General features: G+C 61.1%; 13 protein-coding genes and 2 pseudogenes. 6 read left to right on the top strand and 9 right to left on the bottom strand.

What is annotated here, in order from left to right:
- The first annotated feature begins 108 nt into the window (after positions 1-108).
- Positions 109-2,373 (top strand): autotransporter outer membrane beta-barrel domain-containing protein, encoded by a 2,265-nt coding sequence (locus HG549_RS07320; RefSeq protein WP_170028890.1) that lies wholly within the window; start codon positions 109-111, stop codon positions 2,371-2,373.
- Positions 2,374-2,470: 97 nt separating this feature from the next.
- Positions 2,471-2,871, top strand: a pseudogene (locus tag HG549_RS07315) (IS5 family transposase); the annotation flags it as partial.
- Positions 2,872-2,998: 127 nt separating this feature from the next.
- Here HG549_RS07315 and HG549_RS07310 read toward each other — a convergent pair.
- The 5 genes from HG549_RS07310 to HG549_RS07290 form a co-directional block, all read right to left on the bottom strand.
- Positions 2,999-3,787 (bottom strand): hypothetical protein, encoded by a 789-nt coding sequence (locus tag HG549_RS07310; protein ID WP_170028889.1) that lies wholly within the window; start codon positions 3,785-3,787, stop codon positions 2,999-3,001.
- Between the two features lie 236 nt (positions 3,788-4,023).
- On the bottom strand, positions 4,024-5,934 hold the full coding sequence (locus HG549_RS07305) for a hypothetical protein (protein WP_170028888.1): 1,911 nt from the start codon (positions 5,932-5,934) through the stop codon (positions 4,024-4,026).
- 5 nt (positions 5,935-5,939) lie between these two features.
- A complete protein-coding gene (locus HG549_RS07300) occupies positions 5,940-8,027 on the bottom strand; it encodes a hypothetical protein (protein WP_170028887.1) in 2,088 nt (695 codons plus the stop codon).
- A gap of 143 nt (positions 8,028-8,170) precedes the next feature.
- Positions 8,171-8,662 (bottom strand): GAF domain-containing protein, encoded by a 492-nt coding sequence (locus HG549_RS07295; protein WP_170028886.1) that lies wholly within the window; start codon positions 8,660-8,662, stop codon positions 8,171-8,173.
- Positions 8,663-9,550: an ATP-binding protein gene (locus HG549_RS07290; protein ID WP_170028885.1), complete on the bottom strand. Its 888-nt coding sequence runs from the start codon at positions 9,548-9,550 to the stop codon at positions 8,663-8,665.
- A 201-nt stretch (positions 9,551-9,751) separates the two neighbouring features.
- Between HG549_RS07290 and HG549_RS07285 the strand changes: the two genes are divergently transcribed.
- On the top strand, positions 9,752-12,109 hold the full coding sequence (locus HG549_RS07285; RefSeq protein ID WP_170028884.1) for a response regulator: 2,358 nt from the start codon (positions 9,752-9,754) through the stop codon (positions 12,107-12,109).
- Here the strand turns inward: HG549_RS07285 and HG549_RS07280 are convergent.
- Complete coding sequence (locus HG549_RS07280; RefSeq protein WP_170028883.1) at positions 12,099-12,587, bottom strand: glutathione peroxidase; 489 nt, start codon at positions 12,585-12,587, stop codon at positions 12,099-12,101. The two genes, HG549_RS07285 and HG549_RS07280, sit on opposite strands and share 11 nt — an antisense overlap.
- A gap of 14 nt (positions 12,588-12,601) precedes the next feature.
- Complete coding sequence (gene msrB, locus HG549_RS07275) at positions 12,602-12,997, bottom strand: peptide-methionine (R)-S-oxide reductase MsrB (RefSeq protein WP_112251862.1); 396 nt, start codon at positions 12,995-12,997, stop codon at positions 12,602-12,604.
- A 167-nt stretch (positions 12,998-13,164) separates the two neighbouring features.
- Between msrB and HG549_RS07270 the strand changes: the two genes are divergently transcribed.
- Both HG549_RS07270 and htpX read left to right on the top strand, forming a co-directional pair.
- Positions 13,165-14,376: a pyridoxal phosphate-dependent aminotransferase gene (locus HG549_RS07270; protein WP_170028882.1), complete on the top strand. Its 1,212-nt coding sequence runs from the start codon at positions 13,165-13,167 to the stop codon at positions 14,374-14,376.
- A 557-nt stretch (positions 14,377-14,933) separates the two neighbouring features.
- Positions 14,934-15,821, top strand: a complete 888-nt coding sequence (gene htpX, locus HG549_RS07265) for a protease HtpX (protein ID WP_170028881.1) — start codon at positions 14,934-14,936, stop codon at positions 15,819-15,821.
- Positions 15,822-15,892: 71 nt separating this feature from the next.
- Here htpX and HG549_RS07260 read toward each other — a convergent pair whose 3' ends face one another.
- Positions 15,893-16,543, bottom strand: coding sequence for a thiopurine S-methyltransferase (locus HG549_RS07260; RefSeq protein WP_170028880.1), 651 nt, complete (start codon positions 16,541-16,543; stop codon positions 15,893-15,895).
- A gap of 101 nt (positions 16,544-16,644) precedes the next feature.
- Here HG549_RS07260 and HG549_RS07255 point away from each other — a divergent pair, with 101 nt between their 5' ends.
- Positions 16,645-17,412 carry a class III extradiol ring-cleavage dioxygenase gene (locus tag HG549_RS07255; RefSeq protein ID WP_170028879.1) on the top strand — a complete coding sequence of 256 codons (768 nt, stop codon included), beginning with the start codon at positions 16,645-16,647 and terminating at the stop codon, positions 17,410-17,412.
- A gap of 226 nt (positions 17,413-17,638) precedes the next feature.
- Here the strand turns inward: HG549_RS07255 and HG549_RS07250 are convergent.
- Positions 17,639-19,352 (bottom strand): annotated as a pseudogene (locus HG549_RS07250) (DEAD/DEAH box helicase).
- Positions 19,353-19,770: the final 418 nt, after the last annotated feature.

The following is a 19,770-nucleotide window of genomic DNA, read 5'->3' as shown; positions in this document are numbered from 1 at the left end:
CAGTCGCCAAAAGATGGCTTTATTAGGGTGTTTTGCTGATTTTTCCTACAGACCACATCAGTCTCTCCTGCTGGAATGGCGCGCAATTCTCTACCACATGGAGTTCCCATGAAAGAAGCATTTGCGGTTACTGCGCTCAAGCTCAAACCCTTGTATATTGCGACGATTCCCCTGTTATTAACTGCGCCTGTTGCCCAGGCGGTAATCATCGATAACGGCGATACCGTCACCATCGATGTCACTACGCCAACCGACGGTTACACCGTACGCAATAAAAGCAAGTTAATTGTCGATGGTGCGACAACCACATCATTGAATATCCAATCCGCTTCCAACGTGCGAATCACTGGCGGCACCGTGCAGGGCGGGCTCTTTCCGGCCCTGACCGTAACCAATGCTTCGGCTACCGTCGATAATTCGCTCATTGAAAGTGATAGGTTGGGCGTGTCTATCAACCGCCTGAGAGGCTCCATCGACGGCTCCCAGGCGTTGATCAATAACAGCCAGATTGCTGGCGGCGAAATCGGCGCCCAGGTGACTGGCGCCAGCCGTCTGGTACTGGTCAATACTCAGGTGCGCGGTACCGGTGTCGGCAGTACAGGCGTCAACCTGCTGGGTGGTGCCCTGGATGCCACCGGCGGCTCGATCAGCGGCGATGCCAGTGGCGTGCGCCTGGCCTCGGACGGGGAAGGTATCGGCAACAGCAGCGCAGTGCTCGACGGCACTACGGTTGAAGGCCGATCAGGTCCGGCTTTGCTGGTAGAGGATGGCGCGCAGGCAAGCATTGCAATACGCAACGGTGCGCAACTGATCGGTGCTGATGGCAACCTGTTGCAGGTCCGTGAAGCTTCGGCGGCAGAGGTCGAGCTGAGCAAGGTCGACCTGCAGGGTGCCATGCGCGTCGAGGCTGGCAGCAGCGCAGACGTCACGCTGCAGCAGGCGCGCTGGAGCGGCGCATTCGAGGTGGAGGCCGGTGGCAACGGCACCTTGAACCTGGAAAACCGGTCGCACTTCAGCGGGCGCCTGGGCAATGTCGAGCAATTGAATATCAGCGGGCAATCCAGCTACACCATGACCGAAGACAGCCAGGTCGGCAGCCTGACCTTGAACGATGGCACCGTGAACATGGGCAGCGGCAGCAATTTCTACACCCTCAACCTGCAGAGCCTGGCGGGCAACGGCGTGTTCGCAATGAACGTCGACTTCGCCAGCAATGCCCACGACACCCTGGTGGTGTCGGGCAACGCCACCGGCAACCACCAACTGCTGGTGGCCGATTCCGGCAAGGACCCTGTATCACCGGAACAGCTGACCTTGGTACGCACCGGCCAGGGTGACGCCAGCTTCAGCCTGTACAACGGCCGTCCCGTGGCCGTAGGCGCCTGGGCCTATGGGCTGGAGTCGCGTCAGGATGGCAGCGGCGGCACCGAGTGGTTCCTTGATCCGGAGAAAAAGACCGTCAGCCCCGGCACTCGCTCGGTGATGGCGCTGTTCAACACCGCACCGACCGTGTGGTACGGCGAACTCACCTCACTGCGCAGCCGCATGGGCGAGCTGCGCTTCAATGGTGGCCAGCCGGGCGTGTGGATGCGCACCTACGGCAACCGCTACAACGTCGCCGACAGCAGCGGCACAGGTTATCAGCAGAACCAGCACGGCGTGTCCTTCGGTGCCGACGGGCGGCTGCCGCTGGGCGATGGCCAGTGGTTGGCCGGCGGCATGCTCGGCTACAGCAAGTCCGACCTGGACCTTGAAGAAGGCACTTCCGGCACCGTCGACAGCTACTACGTGGGCGCATACACCACCTGGCTGGATGCCGAGAGCGGCTACTACTTCGACGGTGTGGCCAAGTTCAACCGCTTCCAGAACAAGGCCAAGGTCGCGGTGAACGACGGCAGCCATGCCAAGGGCGACTACGACAACCTGGGCCTGGGCGTTTCCGCCGAATTCGGTCGCCACCTGGCCCTGGACCACGGCTATTTCGTCGAACCCTTCACCCAGTGGTCCACGGTGGTCATCCAAGGCAAGGACTTCAGCCTGAGCAACGACCTGGAAGCTGATGGCGAGCGTACCCGCTCGCTACTGGGCAAGGCCGGTGTGACCGGCGGGCGAACCTTCGACCTGCAGGGCGGCGGCAAACTCCAGCCTTACCTGCGCGCGGCCCTGGCCCACGAGTTCGCCAAAGGTAACGACGTGCATGTGAACAACAACCGATTCAACAACGACCTGTCCGGCTCGCGCGGTGAACTGGGCGCCGGTCTGGCAGTGCAACTGTCGGGGGGGCTGCAGGTACATGTAGATCTGGAATACATCCATGGCGAGTCCATCGAGCAACCTTACGGTGCCAACCTGGGGTTACGTTACGATTTCTGAACTAGGCTCTGTACGAAATCCCGAGAAATCCAATCGTCGCGCTTCCAGAGCTGAGATTTTGTAGAGTCACCCGCCATCAACGGAAAGGAATTCTGTGATGGCAAAGCGTTACGAACTCTCGGACGAGGCTTGGGGTGTGGTCTCCGATCTCTTCATCGAGACCCATGGCCGAGGGCGGCCGCGACTGAGCGACCGCCTGATGCTCGACGGCGTGCTTTGGGTACTCTGCTCGGGTGCAGCGTGGCGGGATATGCCGGAGCGCTTCGGCCCATGGTCAACAGTGTATCAACGGTTTCGGGGCTGGCGGAATCAGGGGACGTTCGATCAGATGCTCAGACGCTTGCACCTGAGATTGAATGAGCAAGGCTTGATCGATCTGCAAACCTGGATGATCGACTCAACCGCAGTACGCGCAACCCGAGCCTCTTCTGGCGCCGGGAAAAAAGGGGGCCTGACGAGCCTGCCGATCACGCTCTAGGCTCTGTACGAAAAGCCTTGATACTTGTTCATGCTGCGTTGAAAACAGCCTCGGAATGCTCATGTACTCCAGTACACTCCGCTTCCTCGGCTGTTTTCGCCTTGCCTGACCTGCGTCTCAAGACTTTTCGTACAGAGCCTAGCGATATCAAGGCGCGGGCGTCAGTCTTACCAGGACGGTCTTGCACTCAGAATCCGGTCCTTCGTTTCCTTTACGGTCGGTGAGCGTATAGAACAGGGCACCGTCTCCCTCAAAAGTAAGATCAGCTTCCAGGAGCTCAATCGTGACCGGAACAACCAAGTCGGCACGAGTGAAACTCCCGACTTTTTTCGCCAAGGGAATCGAGGGCCCGAACCAGAGCGTCACTACGTCATTGATCTTGGCATCTGCATAATCACCTCGCACACTGACCACTACCTTGCCACCATTGGCATCCAGGTATTCCTTGGTGATCCCATTAGCCTCCACTTCGGGCGGCAAAGTCACCCGTGCACCGGGCTGGTTATTATTGGGCGCTGTCGTATCGATATTCACCTCCAACAGCAACGATGGCGTGATGTTGCCGACAAGATTGACCGTATATGACAAGAAAAAATGCCCCTGCACCATCGTCTCCGATGCTGGCAGCGTCAACTCCACAGGAAAATCGGGAATCGGTGTCGTGAAGGAAAACGGCGTGCCCACCGCTACCTCGTTCCAGTAGAGAGTGATAATTCCCCGTTTGCCATCTTCGCCCTGATCGAAGGCTGGCACATCAATCGTCAAATCGGTGCCGCGCAGGTGTTTAGGCAACTGGTTCGGAGCATCATCTGCTGTATCTGCCAACAGCGGGTTCCTGCTGCTGAAAGCAGGGGCATCAACAAATGCAGTTCTCAAGCGAGAACCAGGTGTCGCCATATGTGCTGCAGCGTCAGTGATGCGGTTTTTAGTGCTCATAATGTTTTACCTCGCTTCATCTTTGAACGGCGCTCGTTGGCCACCAGTGTGTGACGCCATACCGAGTGCGGGTGGTGTACACAAACTTACAAAAAGGCAATAACGGAGAAAGCATTGAGACCCTACTGCTTATAGATGTCCCGCAAGGTGAAATGATAAGGGGAGCCTGCGCCCCCTTATCATTAGTGCATTGGCTCATGAAGCAGGGAATCGCGTCGGCGTTCCCTGTTTCCGCGTCAACGTTTGCCGCGCAGCGGGATCTCGCAAGCCAGGTTGCCTGGACGTCGAACCTCCACATCGACAAGGTGACGTTTCGAAGGGGCTCCAGGCACCCCGTCGATATCCACAGTGAAATGGATACTACCCCATGCCTGCAAGGTATCTCTCAGTGCCGTTTCATAAGGCAGCAGCACAGTGAAGCCATCGCGTACCTCGTCCTCATTCGGGGTATAGGAGAACGTATGGCTGGTGCCGTCAATCGGGATGGTACCTGTGTCATCAGTCCAGCCTTGGTAGATAAAGGTCAGCGGCTTGTCGGCAAGCCGCATGTCTCCTCCCGGCACCTGGATCTCGGCGTACAATGCACCGTCGTGTACTTGCAGCGATGGGCAGTTCAATACATTGTACTTTGGGTCCAGGTGCTGGAAGGTCGGCTCCGGCAACACGATCTCAATACCGGAGACGTCCACAGGCTGCGGCCCCGAAAGATAGACGTTTTCGTTCAGGGCATGGCCGACTGCATAATGGACAGGGATGGCATCGCCATTGCCGCCGTCCTTGACGATATCCCAAGGAATGGTGAAAGCGATTTCGGTAGAATTACTGTCCAAATCCACTTTCAAACCAGTATCCTTTCCGTTCCACCACAGCTGTGCAAACTGACCATCAGCGACATTCGGGTAGATGGCGGCTGTTGCTTCGACGTTCTGGTTGGCGTCATCCTCGGTCAATACGTTTTCTGCCGATACCGCCCCTTTGACCGTCAGGATATTCAAGTCCGGATGGACTTCTTTCGGTGGATCTTCCGGGTCTGGCCCCGGCATGCGCAGGTCGACCTTGAAGTCCTTGCCGACAGCCTCCGGATAGGGCTTCGTATTACGCTCGATCCGATAGGTGACCCGGGAATCCTTCTCCCCGTAATTGCCGCTATAGATTAGCGCAAAGGGCAAATTGACTGTGGCGCCGCCCTGGGGCATTTGCTGTGGCGCATGGTCAGTTCCGTCGAAAGTCACCACCACGCGGTCGTTGGCAAACCAGTTGGTGTAGGCCGGGATCACGACTTTCACGCCCTGCACGGCATCGGCATAGTCGACCAGGCCATCGTCCGCGACTGGCACCAGCGGCGGCTTAAGATTCGTTGGCGCAGGCGTCAACATCACCGGGACGGTCTTGTACTCAGAATCCGGTCCTTCGTTTCCTTTACGGTCGGTGAGCTTATAGAACAGCGAACTGTTTCCCTCAAAACTAATATCAGCTTCCAGGAGCTCAATCGTGACCGGAACAACCAAGTCGGCACGAGTGAAACTCCCGACTTTTTTCGCCAAGGGAATCGAGGGCCCGAACCAGAGCGTCACTACGTCATTGATCTTGGCGTCTGCATAATCACCTCGCACACTGACCACTACCTTGCCACCATTGGCATCCAGGTATTCCTTGGTGATCCCATTGGCCTCCACTTCGGGCGGCAAAGTCACCCGTGCACCGGGCCGGTTATTATTGGGCGCTGTCGTATCAATATTCACCGTCAACGGCAATGACGGGGTGGTATTACCGAAGATCTCGACTTCATATGACAAGGGAAAACTCCCCTGCACCGTCGTCTCCGATCCTGGCAGCGTCAACTCCACAGGAAAATCGGCGATCGGCGTCGTGAAGTTAAACGGCGCGCCCACCGCTATCCCGTTCCAGTAGAGAGTGATGCTTCCCGGTTTGCCATCTTCGCCCTGGTCGAAAGGGTTCACATCAATAGTCAAATTGGTGCCACGTTGATCCTTATGCAACTGGTGCGGGTCATCATCGGTTGTATCTGGCAACAGCGGGTTCTTGCTACTGAACGAAGGCGGATCAAGTTCGTCTGCCATCCTCAAGCGAAAATTTCGTGCCGCGACACGTGCTGCAACAGCGGTGATTCGTTCCTCAATACTCATGATATTTATCCTCGATTCATCTTTGAATGGCCTGACAACAGTCCCATTAAACGCCGCGCAGCTCTAGCCAGCACGCGGTAAAACGTTCGATTTTTGGTGGCACATTTATATCCGGGCTTGCAGATTTCACCACTCGGCAATGTTCTGTCGATGTAGAACAGTGCCCTTTGCGACTTACCGTAACCGCCCGCCAACTTGGTCAGTTCATAACTGATAATGGCCGAGGCCTCTTTTTCCATCGGTTCGATATGAACGTCATAAGGCAGTACGGTTACCTCAAAACCGTTTTCGGCCTCATCCTTGCTCAGGAACCTGCTCGCACTGAAGGCCGTGGACGGGATCGGGCGCAGGCCACCCAGGTCTTCGTGGCCAAGCCAGGCGACTTCGACGGTATCGCCTTCGGCAAAGTTGTCATTGCCTTCGACCCGGATCGTCACGCCTTCCCAGATCGGTGGCATGGTCGAGCAGTTCAGGTAGCCTGACGTATCGGCCTGGGGAATATCCGGGGCCGGCAGACCGGTGATGGGCTCGACAACAACCCGCACCGCAGTGGTGGGGGCCAATTGTTGGTTAACCCCATTGTCGGTGACGTAGAACACCGGCAAGGCGGTGTTGTTCTTATCCTGCTCGATGATCCGCCAGGGCACCGACAATTCAAGCAGCTGCCCGCCGACATCCCCCGGCTTTACATCGTAACGATCGGCAGGTTCAACCACTGTGCCCCAGAATATCTCCAGGTATTCACCCGGCAGGGGATCGTCGAATAACGGCAGCAGTACTCGCGCATTCTCGCCTTCATCCTGTGCAGTCAGTTCGTTGGGCAGGTCGGAAACCGCCCCGCGAACTTCCAGCTTGGCCAGGTCTGTGTTCAGCAATGCCGGTGCCATTGCATGGTCCTGACCGGCAATCGTGAAGTCGAAGGGGGCCGTGGCAACGGGTGAGGGTGCTGAGTAATTGGCACCGTAACGCACTCGGTAAGACACTGATACGGCATCCGGCCCCAAGCCATTGGCAACCAGCGCGGGCCAAGGCACGTATGCACTCAATGGGAATGCAGCCGGATCGACGGGAAACTCGCTGAGGCGCTGCCCGCCCCAGTCAACCTCAATGAAATGGGATGCTTCGGCATTGTCGTAAGCATCGATTTCGACGGTAACTCCGCGCTGCTCGGCAGCCCCTTCGCGGGCATGCTCCCGGTCGATCAGCCCGCGGATCGACAGTGGTATGCGCGGTGGCGGCAGTTTGGCCGGTGCAGGCACCAGGTTGACCTGAATGGGAGATGCATAGGAGACAGCGCTCTCGTTACCCGCCAGGTCGTACAGGCGGTAGTAGAAATAGCGAGTCCCTCCACCACTGGCGCGGATATCCGCCTCACCCATTGCCAGGAACAGCCGCCGGTTATCGATCTCCTCCTTGGAAAACCTATGCTCACCGGCAACCGGGTGACCGTCGGGCAACGGGTCGAATTCGGACCAGTAAAACACCGCCTCATCGAACTCAACCATGCCAAGATAACTGGGCACTCTGAGTTGCACTTCACCGTGCTGGGTCAGATACTCATCGGTGATGATGCCAACCAGTTCATCAGGGAATATCGCAGCAGTAAGCCGCTGGCCCTCATTTGGCGGAGCCCTGTCAACGGTAACCAGTTTGTCCACTGACGGCGTGGTATTGTTAGTACGCGTAATCCGGTAAGAGAGGTGGAAGCGGCCCTGAGTCAACCGATCACGCGGAACGGTGATGACTTTGGCACCGGGATCAATCGGCGGCCAGAATTCCTCACTGTTCACCGTGATGAATGCAGCGCCCTCAGGGCGCCAACCCACCTCGAGCAGGTCGGAGTACAACGGATTCTCTGAAAAGTCCCATGCGTCAACGATCACTTCGAGGTCATCGTCCAGCGCAGCACGCAACAGGATGCCTCCGGGGTATTCCTGGCCGGCCTCGTCTTTCACGATTGCTGGAACTTCAGGAGCCGGATAGTTGAAGTCGTTCGCCAACGTGACATGCGCAAAAGGATTAACCTTCATGAGCGTCCCTTTGAAATAGGTGCGGATAACAACCAGCAGCGAAGAGGCTGCCGTCAGTTGCACACCATTGGACGCCCAAGTTTGAACTTTGAAAACTGACAGAAATGCTAGGTGCGTAATACACCCGCGGCAGGTTAAATGGCTGTGGATAGCGAAAAGAAAAGGCCCGAAACTGGGCCTTTATGGGTATTGGCTATGCCAATCGATTAGGGGAGTGAACAGTCCGTCAATTGCAGGAAGATCGCTGCCAACCGTTCCAGCCCTGCCTGGTCCTCCTCGCTGAAGCGGCCGATTTTCGGGCTGTCCAGGTCCAGCACACCAATCAACCTGCCCTCCTTCACCAGCGGGATCACCAGCTCGCTGTTCGACGCGCTGTCACAGGCGATATGCCCCGGGAACGCATGCACGTCTTCCACTCGTTGGGTCTGGCGGGTGGCCGCCGCTGCCCCGCACACGCCCTTGCTGAACGGAATGCGCACGCAGGCGACCTGGCCCTGGAACGGGCCGAGCACCAGCTCTTCGTTGCGGTTGAGGTAGAACCCCGCCCAGTTCAGGTCGTCCACCTGGTGATACAGAAACGCCGAGAACTGCGCGGCATTGGCGATGAAGTCGCGTTCGTCGGCAAACAGCGCCTGCACTTGCGCCGCCAGCAGGTTGTAGCCGTCGAGTCCGGCGCCACTGGCATTGAGGTCGATCATTCAGTTTTGCTCCAGCAATTGCAGCCCGACCCAGTAGCGGGCGAACTGATAGGCACAGCGGCCATTACGGTTACCGCGGCCGGTAGCCCAGCGCACGGCGAGGATGTCCAGGGCTTCGTCACGCTGCCAGCGCAGGCCGGCCGGGCGCGCCAGCTGGCCGATCCAGTGCTCGACCACGTTGAGGAAGTGTTCCTGGCTGAAGGGGTAGAACGACAGCCACAGGCCAAAACGGTCGGACAAGGCAATCTTGTCCTCCACCGCTTCGTTGGGGTGCAGCTCGCCGTCGACCATTTTCCAGTTTTCGTTGTCGCTCTGTTTTTCCGGCACCAGGTGGCGGCGGTTGGAGGTGGCGTACAGCAGCACGTTGTCCGGGGCCTGTTCCAGCGAACCATCGAGCACGCTCTTGAGCACCCGGTAGTCGCCCTCCCCGGCTTCGAACGACAGGTCGTCGCAGAACAGGATGAAGCGCTGCGGCAGTTTCTGCAGTTGCTCGACCACGCGTGGCAGGTCGGCCAGGTGGTCGCGTTCGATTTCGATCAGGCGCAAGCCGGCACTGGCGTGTTCGGCCAGCAGCGCGCGTACCAGCGACGACTTGCCGGTGCCACGCGAGCCCCACAGCAGCGCATGGTTGGCGGGCATGCCGTTGATGAACTGGAGGGTGTTGCGGCCCAGCTGGTCACGCTGCTGGTCGACACCGATCAGGTCGCTCAGGCGGATGTCCAGGCTGACCTCCAGCGGCAGCAGGTAGCCGCTGCGGCCGTCGCGCTGCCAGCGCGCGGCCAGGGTGGTGCCCCAGTCGATGTCCGGGCGTTGTGCCGGCAACAGGGGGTCGAGGCGCGCCAGTACCGATTCGGCGCGGTCCAGGAAAGCTATCAAGCGGGCGTCCATGACGACTCCTACGGATTCAGATTCAAGGCTGCCGTGCCGGCCTGTTCGCGGCTGCAGCCGCGCCTGCAGGTACACCACGGGCTACAAGGGCAGTGATAACCCCGCGGGAGCAGCTTCAGCGGCAAACCGGCCGGCACTGACAATTGAGCAAATCAAGCCTGAATGTGCGACAGACCCACCAGCAGCCGGGGTTGATCGGCTATGCTTGCGCTGCGCAAGGAACGTGGAACCGGCTCGGCACTCATGGATATCAAGTTCACCAATCGCCTGTCATACAAGCAAGCCCGGTTGACAGTCCTGGTCGGCTTCATCCTGGGAACATTGCTCAGTCTCATCCAGATCGGCATCGATTATGCCAGCGAAGACGCATCCATCAACCGCGAAGTGCGCGCCTTGCTGAAAATCAGCCACAACCCGGCCTCGCGCATCGCCTACAACATCGACTCGGAGCTGGCCCTGGAGCTGACCAGCGGCCTGTTGCAATCGCCGGCGGTCATCCGCGCGCGGCTGAGCGACAACAACGGCATGGTGCTGGCCGATGTCCAGCGCCCGCGCATGGAGGACCGTTACCGCTCGCTGAGCGACTTCCTGTTCGGCGAGCAGCGCCAGTTCGAGGATCGCCTGTACCTGACCCACATGCCCGACGACTACCTCGGCAACCTGTACCTGGAGGTGGACACCTACTCCTTCGGTGCCCGTTTCCTCGACCGCGCCGGTGTCACCCTGGTCAACGGCTTCGCGCGCAGCCTGGTGCTGACCGGCATCCTCCTGGGGCTGTTCTACATGATGCTGACCAAGCCGCTGGTGACCGTGATCGGTGCGCTCAGTGGCCGCGACCCGCGCAAGCCTCGGCAAACCCGCCTGGACTGCCCACATGGCCACGAAAACGATGAGATCGGTGTGCTGGTGAAGGTCGCCAACCAGCAGTTCGTCAGCATGGCCACCGAGATCGACCAGCGCCGCAATGCGGAAAACCGCCTGACCCAGTACCTCAACGAGCTGGAAGACATCGTCTCGGCGCGCACCAATGAGCTGAAAGCCAGCAACAACAGCCTGAGCCGCTCCAACCAGGAACTGGAAGAGGCCCGCCGCCGGGCATTGGACATGGCCCAGGCGCGCTCCGCCTTCCTCGCCAACATGAGCCACGAGATCCGCACCCCGCTCAACGGCATGCTCGGCATGATCGCCCTGGCCCTGGACAGCCCCTTGCCCAGCGAGCAGCGCCAGCAGCTGGCCATCGCCCACGACTCCGGCAAGGTATTGGTCGAGCTGCTCAACGATATCCTCGATCTGTCCAAGTTCGATGCCGGCCAGCTGGAGCTGGAGCGCATCCCGTTCGACATGGGCTCGATGGTCGAGGACACCGCCAACCTGCTGTCGCAGAACACCGCGCAGAGTGTCGAGCTGACCTGCCTGATTGCCCGCGACTTTCCCAGCAGTGTGCTGGGCGACCCCACGCGGGTGCGCCAGGTGGTCAGCAACCTGCTGTCCAACGCCCTCAAGTTCACCCGTTTCGGCCGCGTCGATGTGCGCCTGACCACCATTGTCGGTGGCGTGCGCCTGGAAGTGCGCGATACCGGCATCGGCATCCCTGAAGAAGCCCAGGCACGCATCTTCCAGCCATTCACCCAGGCCGGCGCCGGCATTACCCGCCAGTTCGGCGGCACCGGCCTGGGCCTGGCGCTGACACACAACCTGTGCAAGGCCATGCAGGGCCGCCTGCACATCGATTCGCGGCCGGGCTTTGGCAGCCGCTTCAGTGCCGAGCTGCCGTTGGCCGTGCACACCGAGGCTATCGCCCCGGCCCCGCTGCACGGGCGGGTGGCGGCACTGAGCATGGCCGGCAGCGGGCTTGATGAGTTGCTCCAGAACCTGCTGCCCGCCTGGGGGCTGACCTACCAGCGCCATGACAGCAGCGCCACGCTGGATGCCGCCGTCATCGACCTGCTGATCACCGATGACCTCGACCGCCTGTTTGAACTGCGCCCGGCGCTGAAGACCCCGATCCTGCTGGTGACCGCCTACGGCAACTTCCTGCCCAGCGAACAATCGGTCGCCCTCGCCCCGCTGCATCAACTGGCCCGGCCACTGGCGCGCAACGCCCTGTACCAGACCCTGCGCCGCACCTTGCAAGGCTTCGAGCCCGAACACCCGCTCGCCAGCCCGGCCATCACCGTGGAACAAGGCCGCGCGCGGATCCTGCTAGTGGAGGACAACCCGGTCAACCAGCTGGTGGCCAAGGGCATGCTGGCCAAGCTGGGCTGCCAGGTACAACTGGCGACCCAGGGCGCCGAGGCCCTGGAAATGCTCGAGCAGGACACCTTCGACCTGGTGCTGATGGACTGCAACATGCCGGTGATGGACGGCTACGAGGCCAGCCGACGTATCCGCCAGAGCGGCCGTTGGCCCGACCTGCCGATCGTCGCCCTCACCGCCAATGCCATGCCCGAGGAGCGCGAGCGCTGCCGGGCGGCAGGCATGAACGACTATCTGGCCAAGCCGTTCCGCCGCGAAGAGCTGCTGGCACTCATCGACCACTGGGTGCCGGTCAACGGCTGAGCAGGCGCTCGATGTCTGCCTGCAGCGCCTGCGGCTTGGTGGTGGGGGCATAGCGCCTGACCTGGCCGCTGGCCGGATCGACCAGGAACTTGGTGAAGTTCCACTTGATCTTCTGCGATCCGAGCAGGCCTGGGGCACGCTGCTTGAGTTCGACGAATAGCGGGTGGGCCCCCGGGCCGTTGACCTCGACCTTGCGGAACAAGGGGAAACTCACGCCGAAATTGCGCTCGCAGAACTGGGCGATTTCCCGCGCATCGCCCGGCTCCTGCTTGCCAAACTGGTTGCAGGGGAAGCCCAGCACCACCAGGCCACGTGCCCGATAGGCCTGCCACAGTTGCTCCAGGCCCTTGTATTGCGGGGTAAAGCCGCACTGGCTGGCGGTATTCACCACCAACAGCGCCTTGCCCGGGAAGTCGCCGAGCGTCTTGTGCTCGCCACCCAGGGTCACGCATTTGATATCCAGCATCGCTTCAGCCATGTGGCGGGCTCCGGTCAGTCGCGCGGGCGCAGGTCGATGCACACCGAGTTGATGCAGTAGCGCAGGCCGGTCGGTGGCGGGCCGTCCGGGAACACATGGCCCAGGTGCGCATCGCAGCGGGCGCAGGTGACCTCGGTGCGGATCATGCCGTGGGAGGTGTCGCGGATCTCGATCATCGCGCTGTCCTCGATGGGGGCATAGAAGCTCGGCCAGCCGCAGCCGGAATCGAACTTGGTCTGCGCATCGAACAGTGGCAGGCCGCAGCAGATGCAGTGGTAGATACCGTCACGGCGCTCGCTGTTGTACTTGCCGCTGAATGGCCGCTCGGTGCCTTTGAGGCGGCATACCTGATACTGCTCGGGGTCGAGCATCGAGCGCCATTGTTCCAGGGTTTTCTCGATCTTTTGCATGTAGGGACCTCGGCAGGCTGAATTTCACTGTGCACCGTCTTTTCCGGGGCGCGGGTGGCACGTATATTAGTTGGCTTCGTGTGCCAGGCGTTCAGTCTGGCACCCGCTTCCTGCCCTTTCAAACCTTTCGGCGGGGCGTAGCGCGTTTTCTCAATCGGGATCCCATCATGCAGTTCAGCAAATCGAACAAGCTCGCCAATGTCTGCTATGACATTCGCGGCCCAGTGCTCAAGCACGCCAAGCGCCTGGAAGAGGAAGGCCACCGCATCCTCAAGCTGAACATCGGCAACCCGGCGCCGTTTGGCTTCGAGGCGCCTGACGAAATCCTCCAGGATGTGATCCGCAACCTGCCCACCGCGCAGGGCTACAGCGATTCCAAGGGCCTGTTCAGTGCACGCAAGGCGGTGATGCAGTACTGCCAGCAGAAGGGCATCGAAGGTGTCACCATCGAGGACATCTACCTCGGCAACGGGGTGTCCGAGCTGATCGTCATGTCGATGCAGGCGTTGCTCAACAACGGCGACGAAGTGCTGATCCCGGCCCCCGACTACCCGCTGTGGACCGCTGCCGTGAGCCTGGCCGGCGGCAAGCCGGTGCACTACCTGTGCGATGAACAGGCCGACTGGTTCCCCGACCTTGACGACATCAAGGCCAAGATCACCCCGAACACCAAGGCGCTGGTGATCATCAACCCGAACAACCCGACCGGCGCGGTGTACTCCCGCGAGTTGCTGCTGGGCATGCTCGAACTGGCCCGCCAGCACAACCTGGTGGTGTTCTCGGACGAGATCTACGACAAGATCCTGTACGACGAAGCCGTGCACATCAGCACCGCCTCGCTGGCGCCCGACCTGCTGTGCCTGACCTTCAACGGCCTGTCCAAGTCGTACCGGGTGGCGGGCTTCCGTTCCGGCTGGCTGATCATCTCGGGGCCCAAGCACCACGCCCAAAGCTACATCGAAGGCATCGACATGCTGGCCAACATGCGCCTGTGTGCCAACGTACCGGCCCAGCATGCCATCCAGACCGCGCTGGGCGGCTACCAGAGCATCAACGATCTGGTACTGCCACCGGGCCGCCTGCTGGAACAGCGCAACCGTACCTACGAGCTGCTCAACGATATCCCGGGGGTGAGCTGCGTGAAGCCGATGGGCGCGCTGTATGCGTTCCCGAAGATCGACCCGAAGGTGTGTCCGATCCATAACGACGAGAAATTCGTCCTCGACCTGCTGCTGTCGGAAAAGCTGCTGATCGTGCAGGGGACAGCGTTCAACTGGCCATGGCCGGACCACTTCCGCGTGGTGACCTTGCCGCGGGTGGATGACCTGGAAGCGGCGATCGGGCGGATTGGCAATTTCCTGAAAGGGTATTCGCAGTAAGGTTTGACGGAGGTTGGGGGGCGGCGAGATTGCGCGTCGCCCGCGTGCCGAACCTGTTATGCCATGGTTGGCAGCCTTGGTGCATGGCTTGGGCCTTGCGCAGCCTGGGAGATCGAGCGCCGCCCGCGCGGCGCATCGCGGATGAAATCCGCTCCTACATTTGTTGCAACGTGACCATGCCTGTGAGGCCATGGTTGTAAGCCTTGTTGGCATGACGGGATTTCGGGGTTGGCATTGATGCCGCCTCGCCTGCCTTGAGACCTACACCAGGGCAGGCAACCATGGCGTAACAGGTTCGGCACGTTGCAACCAATGTAGGAGCGGATTTCATCCGCGATGCGCCGCGTGGGCGGCGCTCGATCTCAACGCAACCGGAGATCTCAAGGCATGAGCCGCTTCTTACATCCTGCAACGCTCTATCCCACAGCCCCCCTGCCATCCTCTGCCATACTCCGCCGTACACAGTTTGAAATAGTCACCCGATTGAATCAGCACGGCCGGCACCTTATATACCCCGCAGTAAGCGACAACTCATCCGTCAGGAGAACGTAACAACCATGATGCGCATTCTGTTGTTTGTAGCCACCAACCTCGCGGTGGTGCTGGTTGCAAGCATTACCCTGAGCCTGTTCGGTTTCAACGGGTTCATGGCCGCCAACGGGGTCGACCTGAACCTCAGCAGCCTGCTGGTGTTCTGCGCCGTGTTCGGCTTCGCCGGCTCCCTCGTCTCGCTGTTCATCTCCAAGTGGATGGCGAAGATGACCACCGGCACCCAGATCATCAGCCAGCCGCGCACCCGCCACGAACAGTGGTTGCTGCAAACCGTCGAGGAACTGTCCCGCGAGGCCGGCATCAAAATGCCCGAGGTGGGTATCTTCCCGGCGTACGAGGCCAACGCCTTCGCCACCGGCTGGAATCGCAACGACGCGCTGGTCGCGGTATCGCAGGGGTTGCTGGAGCGCTACTCGCCCGATGAGGTGCGCGCGGTACTGGCCCACGAAATCGGCCACGTGGCGAACGGCGACATGGTCACCCTGGCGCTGGTGCAAGGCGTGGTCAACACCTTCGTGATGTTCTTCGCACGCATCATCGGCAACTTCGTCGACAAGGTCATCTTCAAGAACGAAGAAGGCCAGGGCATTGCCTATTACGTGGCGACCATCGTTGCCGAACTGGTCCTCGGCATCCTGGCCAGCATGATCGTGATGTGGTTCTCGCGCCGCCGCGAATACCGCGCCGACGAGGCCGGTGCGCAGCTGGCCGGTACTGCTGCGATGATCGGCGCCCTGCAACGCCTGCGCGTGGAGCAAGGCCTGCCGGTGCACATGCCTGACACCCTGAAGGCGTTCGGCATCAATGGCGGCCTCAAGCACGGCCTGGCCGGCCTGCTGATGAGCCACCCGCCGCTGGAAGACCGTATCGAGGCCCTGCGCCGTCGCGGTTGATTCACCCAGTGACAAAAAAGGGCGACTTCGGTCGCCCTTTTTTGTACACGCCTGCCCTGGCAACACAGCAATCAGCGGCTTACCTGATACACCCTCTCCAACAGGCTGGTAATTCCCGCCTGCACAAACCTCGGGCTCTGCTCGATGACCTCTGCAACCTCCAACTCGTCCACCTGCCGCTCGGCCAAGCCTTGACGCAGCTCTTCATCCCCGACCGAGAACGGCGGCCCGTCCAGCAGCGCCTGGTCGTAATCCACGGTTACCACCAGCCCGCGACACCCCGCCGGCAGCAATGCCGACAATCGTTGCAGGTAACGTGCGCGCATCTCTGGCGGCAGCGCGATTACCGCCGCCCGGTCATACAGCCCTGTACAGTCGCCAACATCCTCCGGCTGCAGAGCAAAGAAATCACCGCACCACAGCTCCAGATCGCCACTGCGCCAGACCTCGAACGCCCCGCGCTGCTGCACCTCGGCATCAAGCCCATGCTCGTGGAAGAAATCCTCCACCGCCCGCCGCGACAGCTCGATGCCCACCACGCGATGCCCCTGCCCGGCCAGCCAGGCCAGGTCCAGGCTCTTGCCGCACAGCGGCACCAGCACGCGGCTGCCCGGCAGCCGCTGCAGTTGTGGCCAATACTTTTGCAGGTAGGGGTTCACCTGCGCCTGATGAAAACCGATCTGGTTGTCGGCCCACCGCTGCTGCCAGAACGCTGGCTCCATGATCACTCCCGATTTTTAGATGGTTTACCGGTAAAACTTGGTTTGGATTTCGATGTGTAGTTGTTCGAAGATGAACACATCTTAACCGCCAGGACTCTGCCATGCTGCCCAGCCTGTTCATTTCCCATGGTTCCCCCATGCTTGCCCTGCAACCCGGGGCCAGCGGGCCAGCGCTGGCCGGGCTGGCCAACCGCCTGGCGCGACCGAAAGCGATCGTGGTGGTATCGGCGCACTGGGAAAGCCGCGAACTGCTGGTGACCGGCAGTGAACGGCCCGAGACCTGGCATGACTTCCATGGCTTCCCGCAGGCGCTGTATGCAGTGCAGTACCCGGCGCCGGGCGAGCCCGCCCTCGCCCGGCAGGTCAGCGCCCTGCTGAGCGCTGCCGGGCTGCCGGCCCGGCTGGACCCGCAACGCCCGTTCGACCATGGCGCCTGGGTACCGTTGTCGCTGATGTACCCGGATGCGAACATTCCTGTAGTGCAGGTTTCGCTGCCCAGCCATTTGGGGCCGGCATTGCAACTCAAGGTGGGCCAGGCGCTGGCCGGGCTACGTGACCAGGGTGTGCTGCTGATTGGTTCAGGAAGCATCACCCACAACCTGGGTGAACTGGACTGGCACGCCGGGCCGGAGGTGATCGAACCTTGGGCGCTGGCGTTCAGGGATTGGGTGGTGGAAAAGCTGCAAGCCGATGACCAGGCAGCGTTGCTGGACTACCGGCAACTGGCACCGAATGCGGTGCGTAACCATCCCAGCGATGAGCACCTGCTGCCGCTGTTCTTTGCCCTTGGGGCGGGGGGCAAATGTGGCGTGGTGCACCAAGGGTTTACCCTGGGGGCGTTGGGGATGGACATTTATCGGTTCGACTGAAGATAGCCGGGGGCGCTGTGCGCCCCTTTCGCGACACAAGGCCGCTCCTACCAGGGTTACGCGTTACCATGGAGTACGCACTCCTACCAGGGTTACGCATCACCATGGAGTACGCGATCCTTTGTAGGAGCGGCCTTGTGTCGCGATGGGCTGCAAAGCAGCCCCAAAAAGGCACAGACAAAAAAAATCCCCGACCTGAGCCGGGGATTTTTTCATTGCGCCAGGATCAATCCTCGCGGTAGCGGCGCAGCTTCAGCTGCTTGCCAGCTACGCGGGTGTCCTTGAGCTTGGACAGCAGCTTCTCCAGGCCGTCTTCCGGCAGCTCGACCAGGCTGAAGCTGTCGCGCACCTGGATGCGGCCGATGGCGTCACGGGCCAGGCCGCCCTCGTTGAGGATCGCACCGAGCAGGTTCTTGGCCGCGATGCCGTCGCGGGCACCCAGGGCAGTACGGCAACGCACACGGCCTTCGGCCAGCGGCATCGGCGCACGGCGCTCGCGGTCACCACGCTCCGGGCGTTCGCCACGCTCAGCACGCTCACCACTGCGCTCACGCGGGGTGAAGCTTGGCACCAGCGGCTGCTCACGCTCGACTGCAGCCAGGTCCAGCGCCTGGCCATTGGTGGCCTTGCGCAGCAGGGCGGCAGCCAGGGCACGCGCGCTGCAACCCAGGTCGTTGGTCAGGCGGTCGAACAGCTCGCCATGGGTGGCTTCGGCTTCGGCTACCAGCGGCGCCAGGCTCGAAGTCAGCTTCTTGATGCGGGCATCCAGCACGGCCTGGGCATTCGGCAGGCGCGCTTCGGCCACCTTCTGCCCGGTAACACGCTCGATAACCTGCAGCATGCGGCGCTCACGCGGGGTGACCAGCAGCAGTGCGCGACCATCGCGACCGGCACGACCGGTACGGCCGATGCGGTGTACGTAGGACTCCGGGTCGTACGGCATGTCGACGTTGAACACGTGGGTGATGCGCGGTACATCCAGGCCACGGGCGGCAACGTCGGTGGCGACGACGATGTCCAGGCGGCCATCCTTGAGCGAGTCGATGACGCGCTCACGCTGGTTCTGGGCGATATCGCCGTTCAGCGCGGCAGCCTTGTAGCCCTTGGCTTCCAGCGCGGCGGCCAGGTCCAGGGTGGCTTGCTTGGTACGCACGAAGGCGATCAGCGCGTCGAACTCTTCCACTTCCAGCAGACGCAGCACAGCCGGGATCTTCTGGTCGGCGTGGACCATCAGGTGGGCCTGCTCGATCGCGGTAACGGTCTGGGTCTTGCTCTGGATCTTGACGTGCTTGGGCTCGCGCAGGTGACGCTCGGCGATCGAGCGGATCGACGACGGCAGGGTGGCGGAGAACAGCACGGTCTGGCGGCTGGCCGGGATGGCATCGAAGATCACTTCGAGGTCGTCCATGAAGCCCAGCTTGAGCATCTCGTCGGCTTCGTCGAGGACCAGGTACTGCACGGTGGAAAGCACCTTTTCGTCACGACGCAGGTGGTCGCACAGGCGGCCCGGGGTGGCCACGACGATTTGCGCGCCATTGCGGATCGCCCGCAGCTGTGGGCCCATTGGGGCACCACCGTAGACGGCGACCACGTTCACGCCCGGCATCTGCTTGGCGTAGGTTTCGAAAGCGGTAGCAACTTGCAGCGCCAACTCACGGGTTGGCGCCAGGATCAGGGCTTGCGGTTCGCGCTTGCTCACATCGATCTTGTTGAGGATCGGCAGGGCGAAGGCAGCGGTCTTGCCGGTGCCCGTCTGCGCCTGGCCGATCATGTCGTGACCGGCGAGGATGATCGGGATCGATTGTTGCTGAATGGCGGACGGCTCTTCGTAGCCGGTCGCCAGAACGGCAGCAACAATGTTCGGATTGAGATCGAGAGCGGCGAAGCCGCCGGTTTCCTGGGTCATGGGTCTGCCTCTAGGTGCATCCGCAAAGACCCATGCTCCAAAGCTGCACAAGCCATGAAAGACCGACAGGTCACCCAGGCAGCTTTGGCGGCGGGGATTTGCGAAAACGATTGAAAAAGAAAACTTGGGAAAGTCCGCCTAGCGGACGCGCAGCCGAAGCTGGACTCGGAGGGTTTGCACCACCTGATTTTGAGGTCCGCTAAAAGACCGGCGCGTACTATACCCGAAATAGTGCAGGGACGTGAGGAAAATTTTCGCAAACTGCGGCCAGTATCGAGCCATCAATCAGCGCAAGCTGAATCGATAATCCGCTGGGCACAGACAGGGTCGGCGCAGCAGCGGCCTTGTGTCGCGAAAGGCTCGCAACGCGGCCCCGGTATTCCAGTGGTGATGCCGCTATTGCTGGGGCTGCTGGGCAGCCCTTTCGCGACACGAACCCGCGCCTACCTCGA

This window comes from Pseudomonas sp. SK (assembly GCF_012975065.1).
In the GTDB taxonomy this organism is placed as follows: Bacteria; Pseudomonadota; Gammaproteobacteria; order Pseudomonadales; family Pseudomonadaceae; genus Aquipseudomonas; species Aquipseudomonas anuradhapurensis.
Note: the sequence above shows the minus strand (reverse complement) of the source record. Positions and strands in the feature narration are given on the sequence as shown.

Coding starts and splice junctions, on each gene's coding strand:
- msrB (WP_112251862.1), bottom strand. CDS start 12,997: ATGCAAAAGATCGAGAAAACCCTGGAACAATGGCGCTCGATGCTCGAC.
- htpX (WP_170028881.1), top strand. CDS start 14,934: ATGATGCGCATTCTGTTGTTTGTAGCCACCAACCTCGCGGTGGTGCTG.
- HG549_RS07320 (WP_170028890.1), top strand. CDS start 109: ATGAAAGAAGCATTTGCGGTTACTGCGCTCAAGCTCAAACCCTTGTAT.
- HG549_RS07260 (WP_170028880.1), bottom strand. CDS start 16,543: ATGGAGCCAGCGTTCTGGCAGCAGCGGTGGGCCGACAACCAGATCGGT.
- HG549_RS07270 (WP_170028882.1), top strand. CDS start 13,165: ATGCAGTTCAGCAAATCGAACAAGCTCGCCAATGTCTGCTATGACATT.
- HG549_RS07280 (WP_170028883.1), bottom strand. CDS start 12,587: ATGGCTGAAGCGATGCTGGATATCAAATGCGTGACCCTGGGTGGCGAG.
- HG549_RS07305 (WP_170028888.1), bottom strand. CDS start 5,934: ATGAGTATTGAGGAACGAATCACCGCTGTTGCAGCACGTGTCGCGGCA.
- HG549_RS07310 (WP_170028889.1), bottom strand. CDS start 3,787: ATGAGCACTAAAAACCGCATCACTGACGCTGCAGCACATATGGCGACA.
- HG549_RS07290 (WP_170028885.1), bottom strand. CDS start 9,550: ATGGACGCCCGCTTGATAGCTTTCCTGGACCGCGCCGAATCGGTACTG.
- HG549_RS07295 (WP_170028886.1), bottom strand. CDS start 8,662: ATGATCGACCTCAATGCCAGTGGCGCCGGACTCGACGGCTACAACCTG.
- HG549_RS07285 (WP_170028884.1), top strand. CDS start 9,752: ATGCTTGCGCTGCGCAAGGAACGTGGAACCGGCTCGGCACTCATGGAT.
- HG549_RS07255 (WP_170028879.1), top strand. CDS start 16,645: ATGCTGCCCAGCCTGTTCATTTCCCATGGTTCCCCCATGCTTGCCCTG.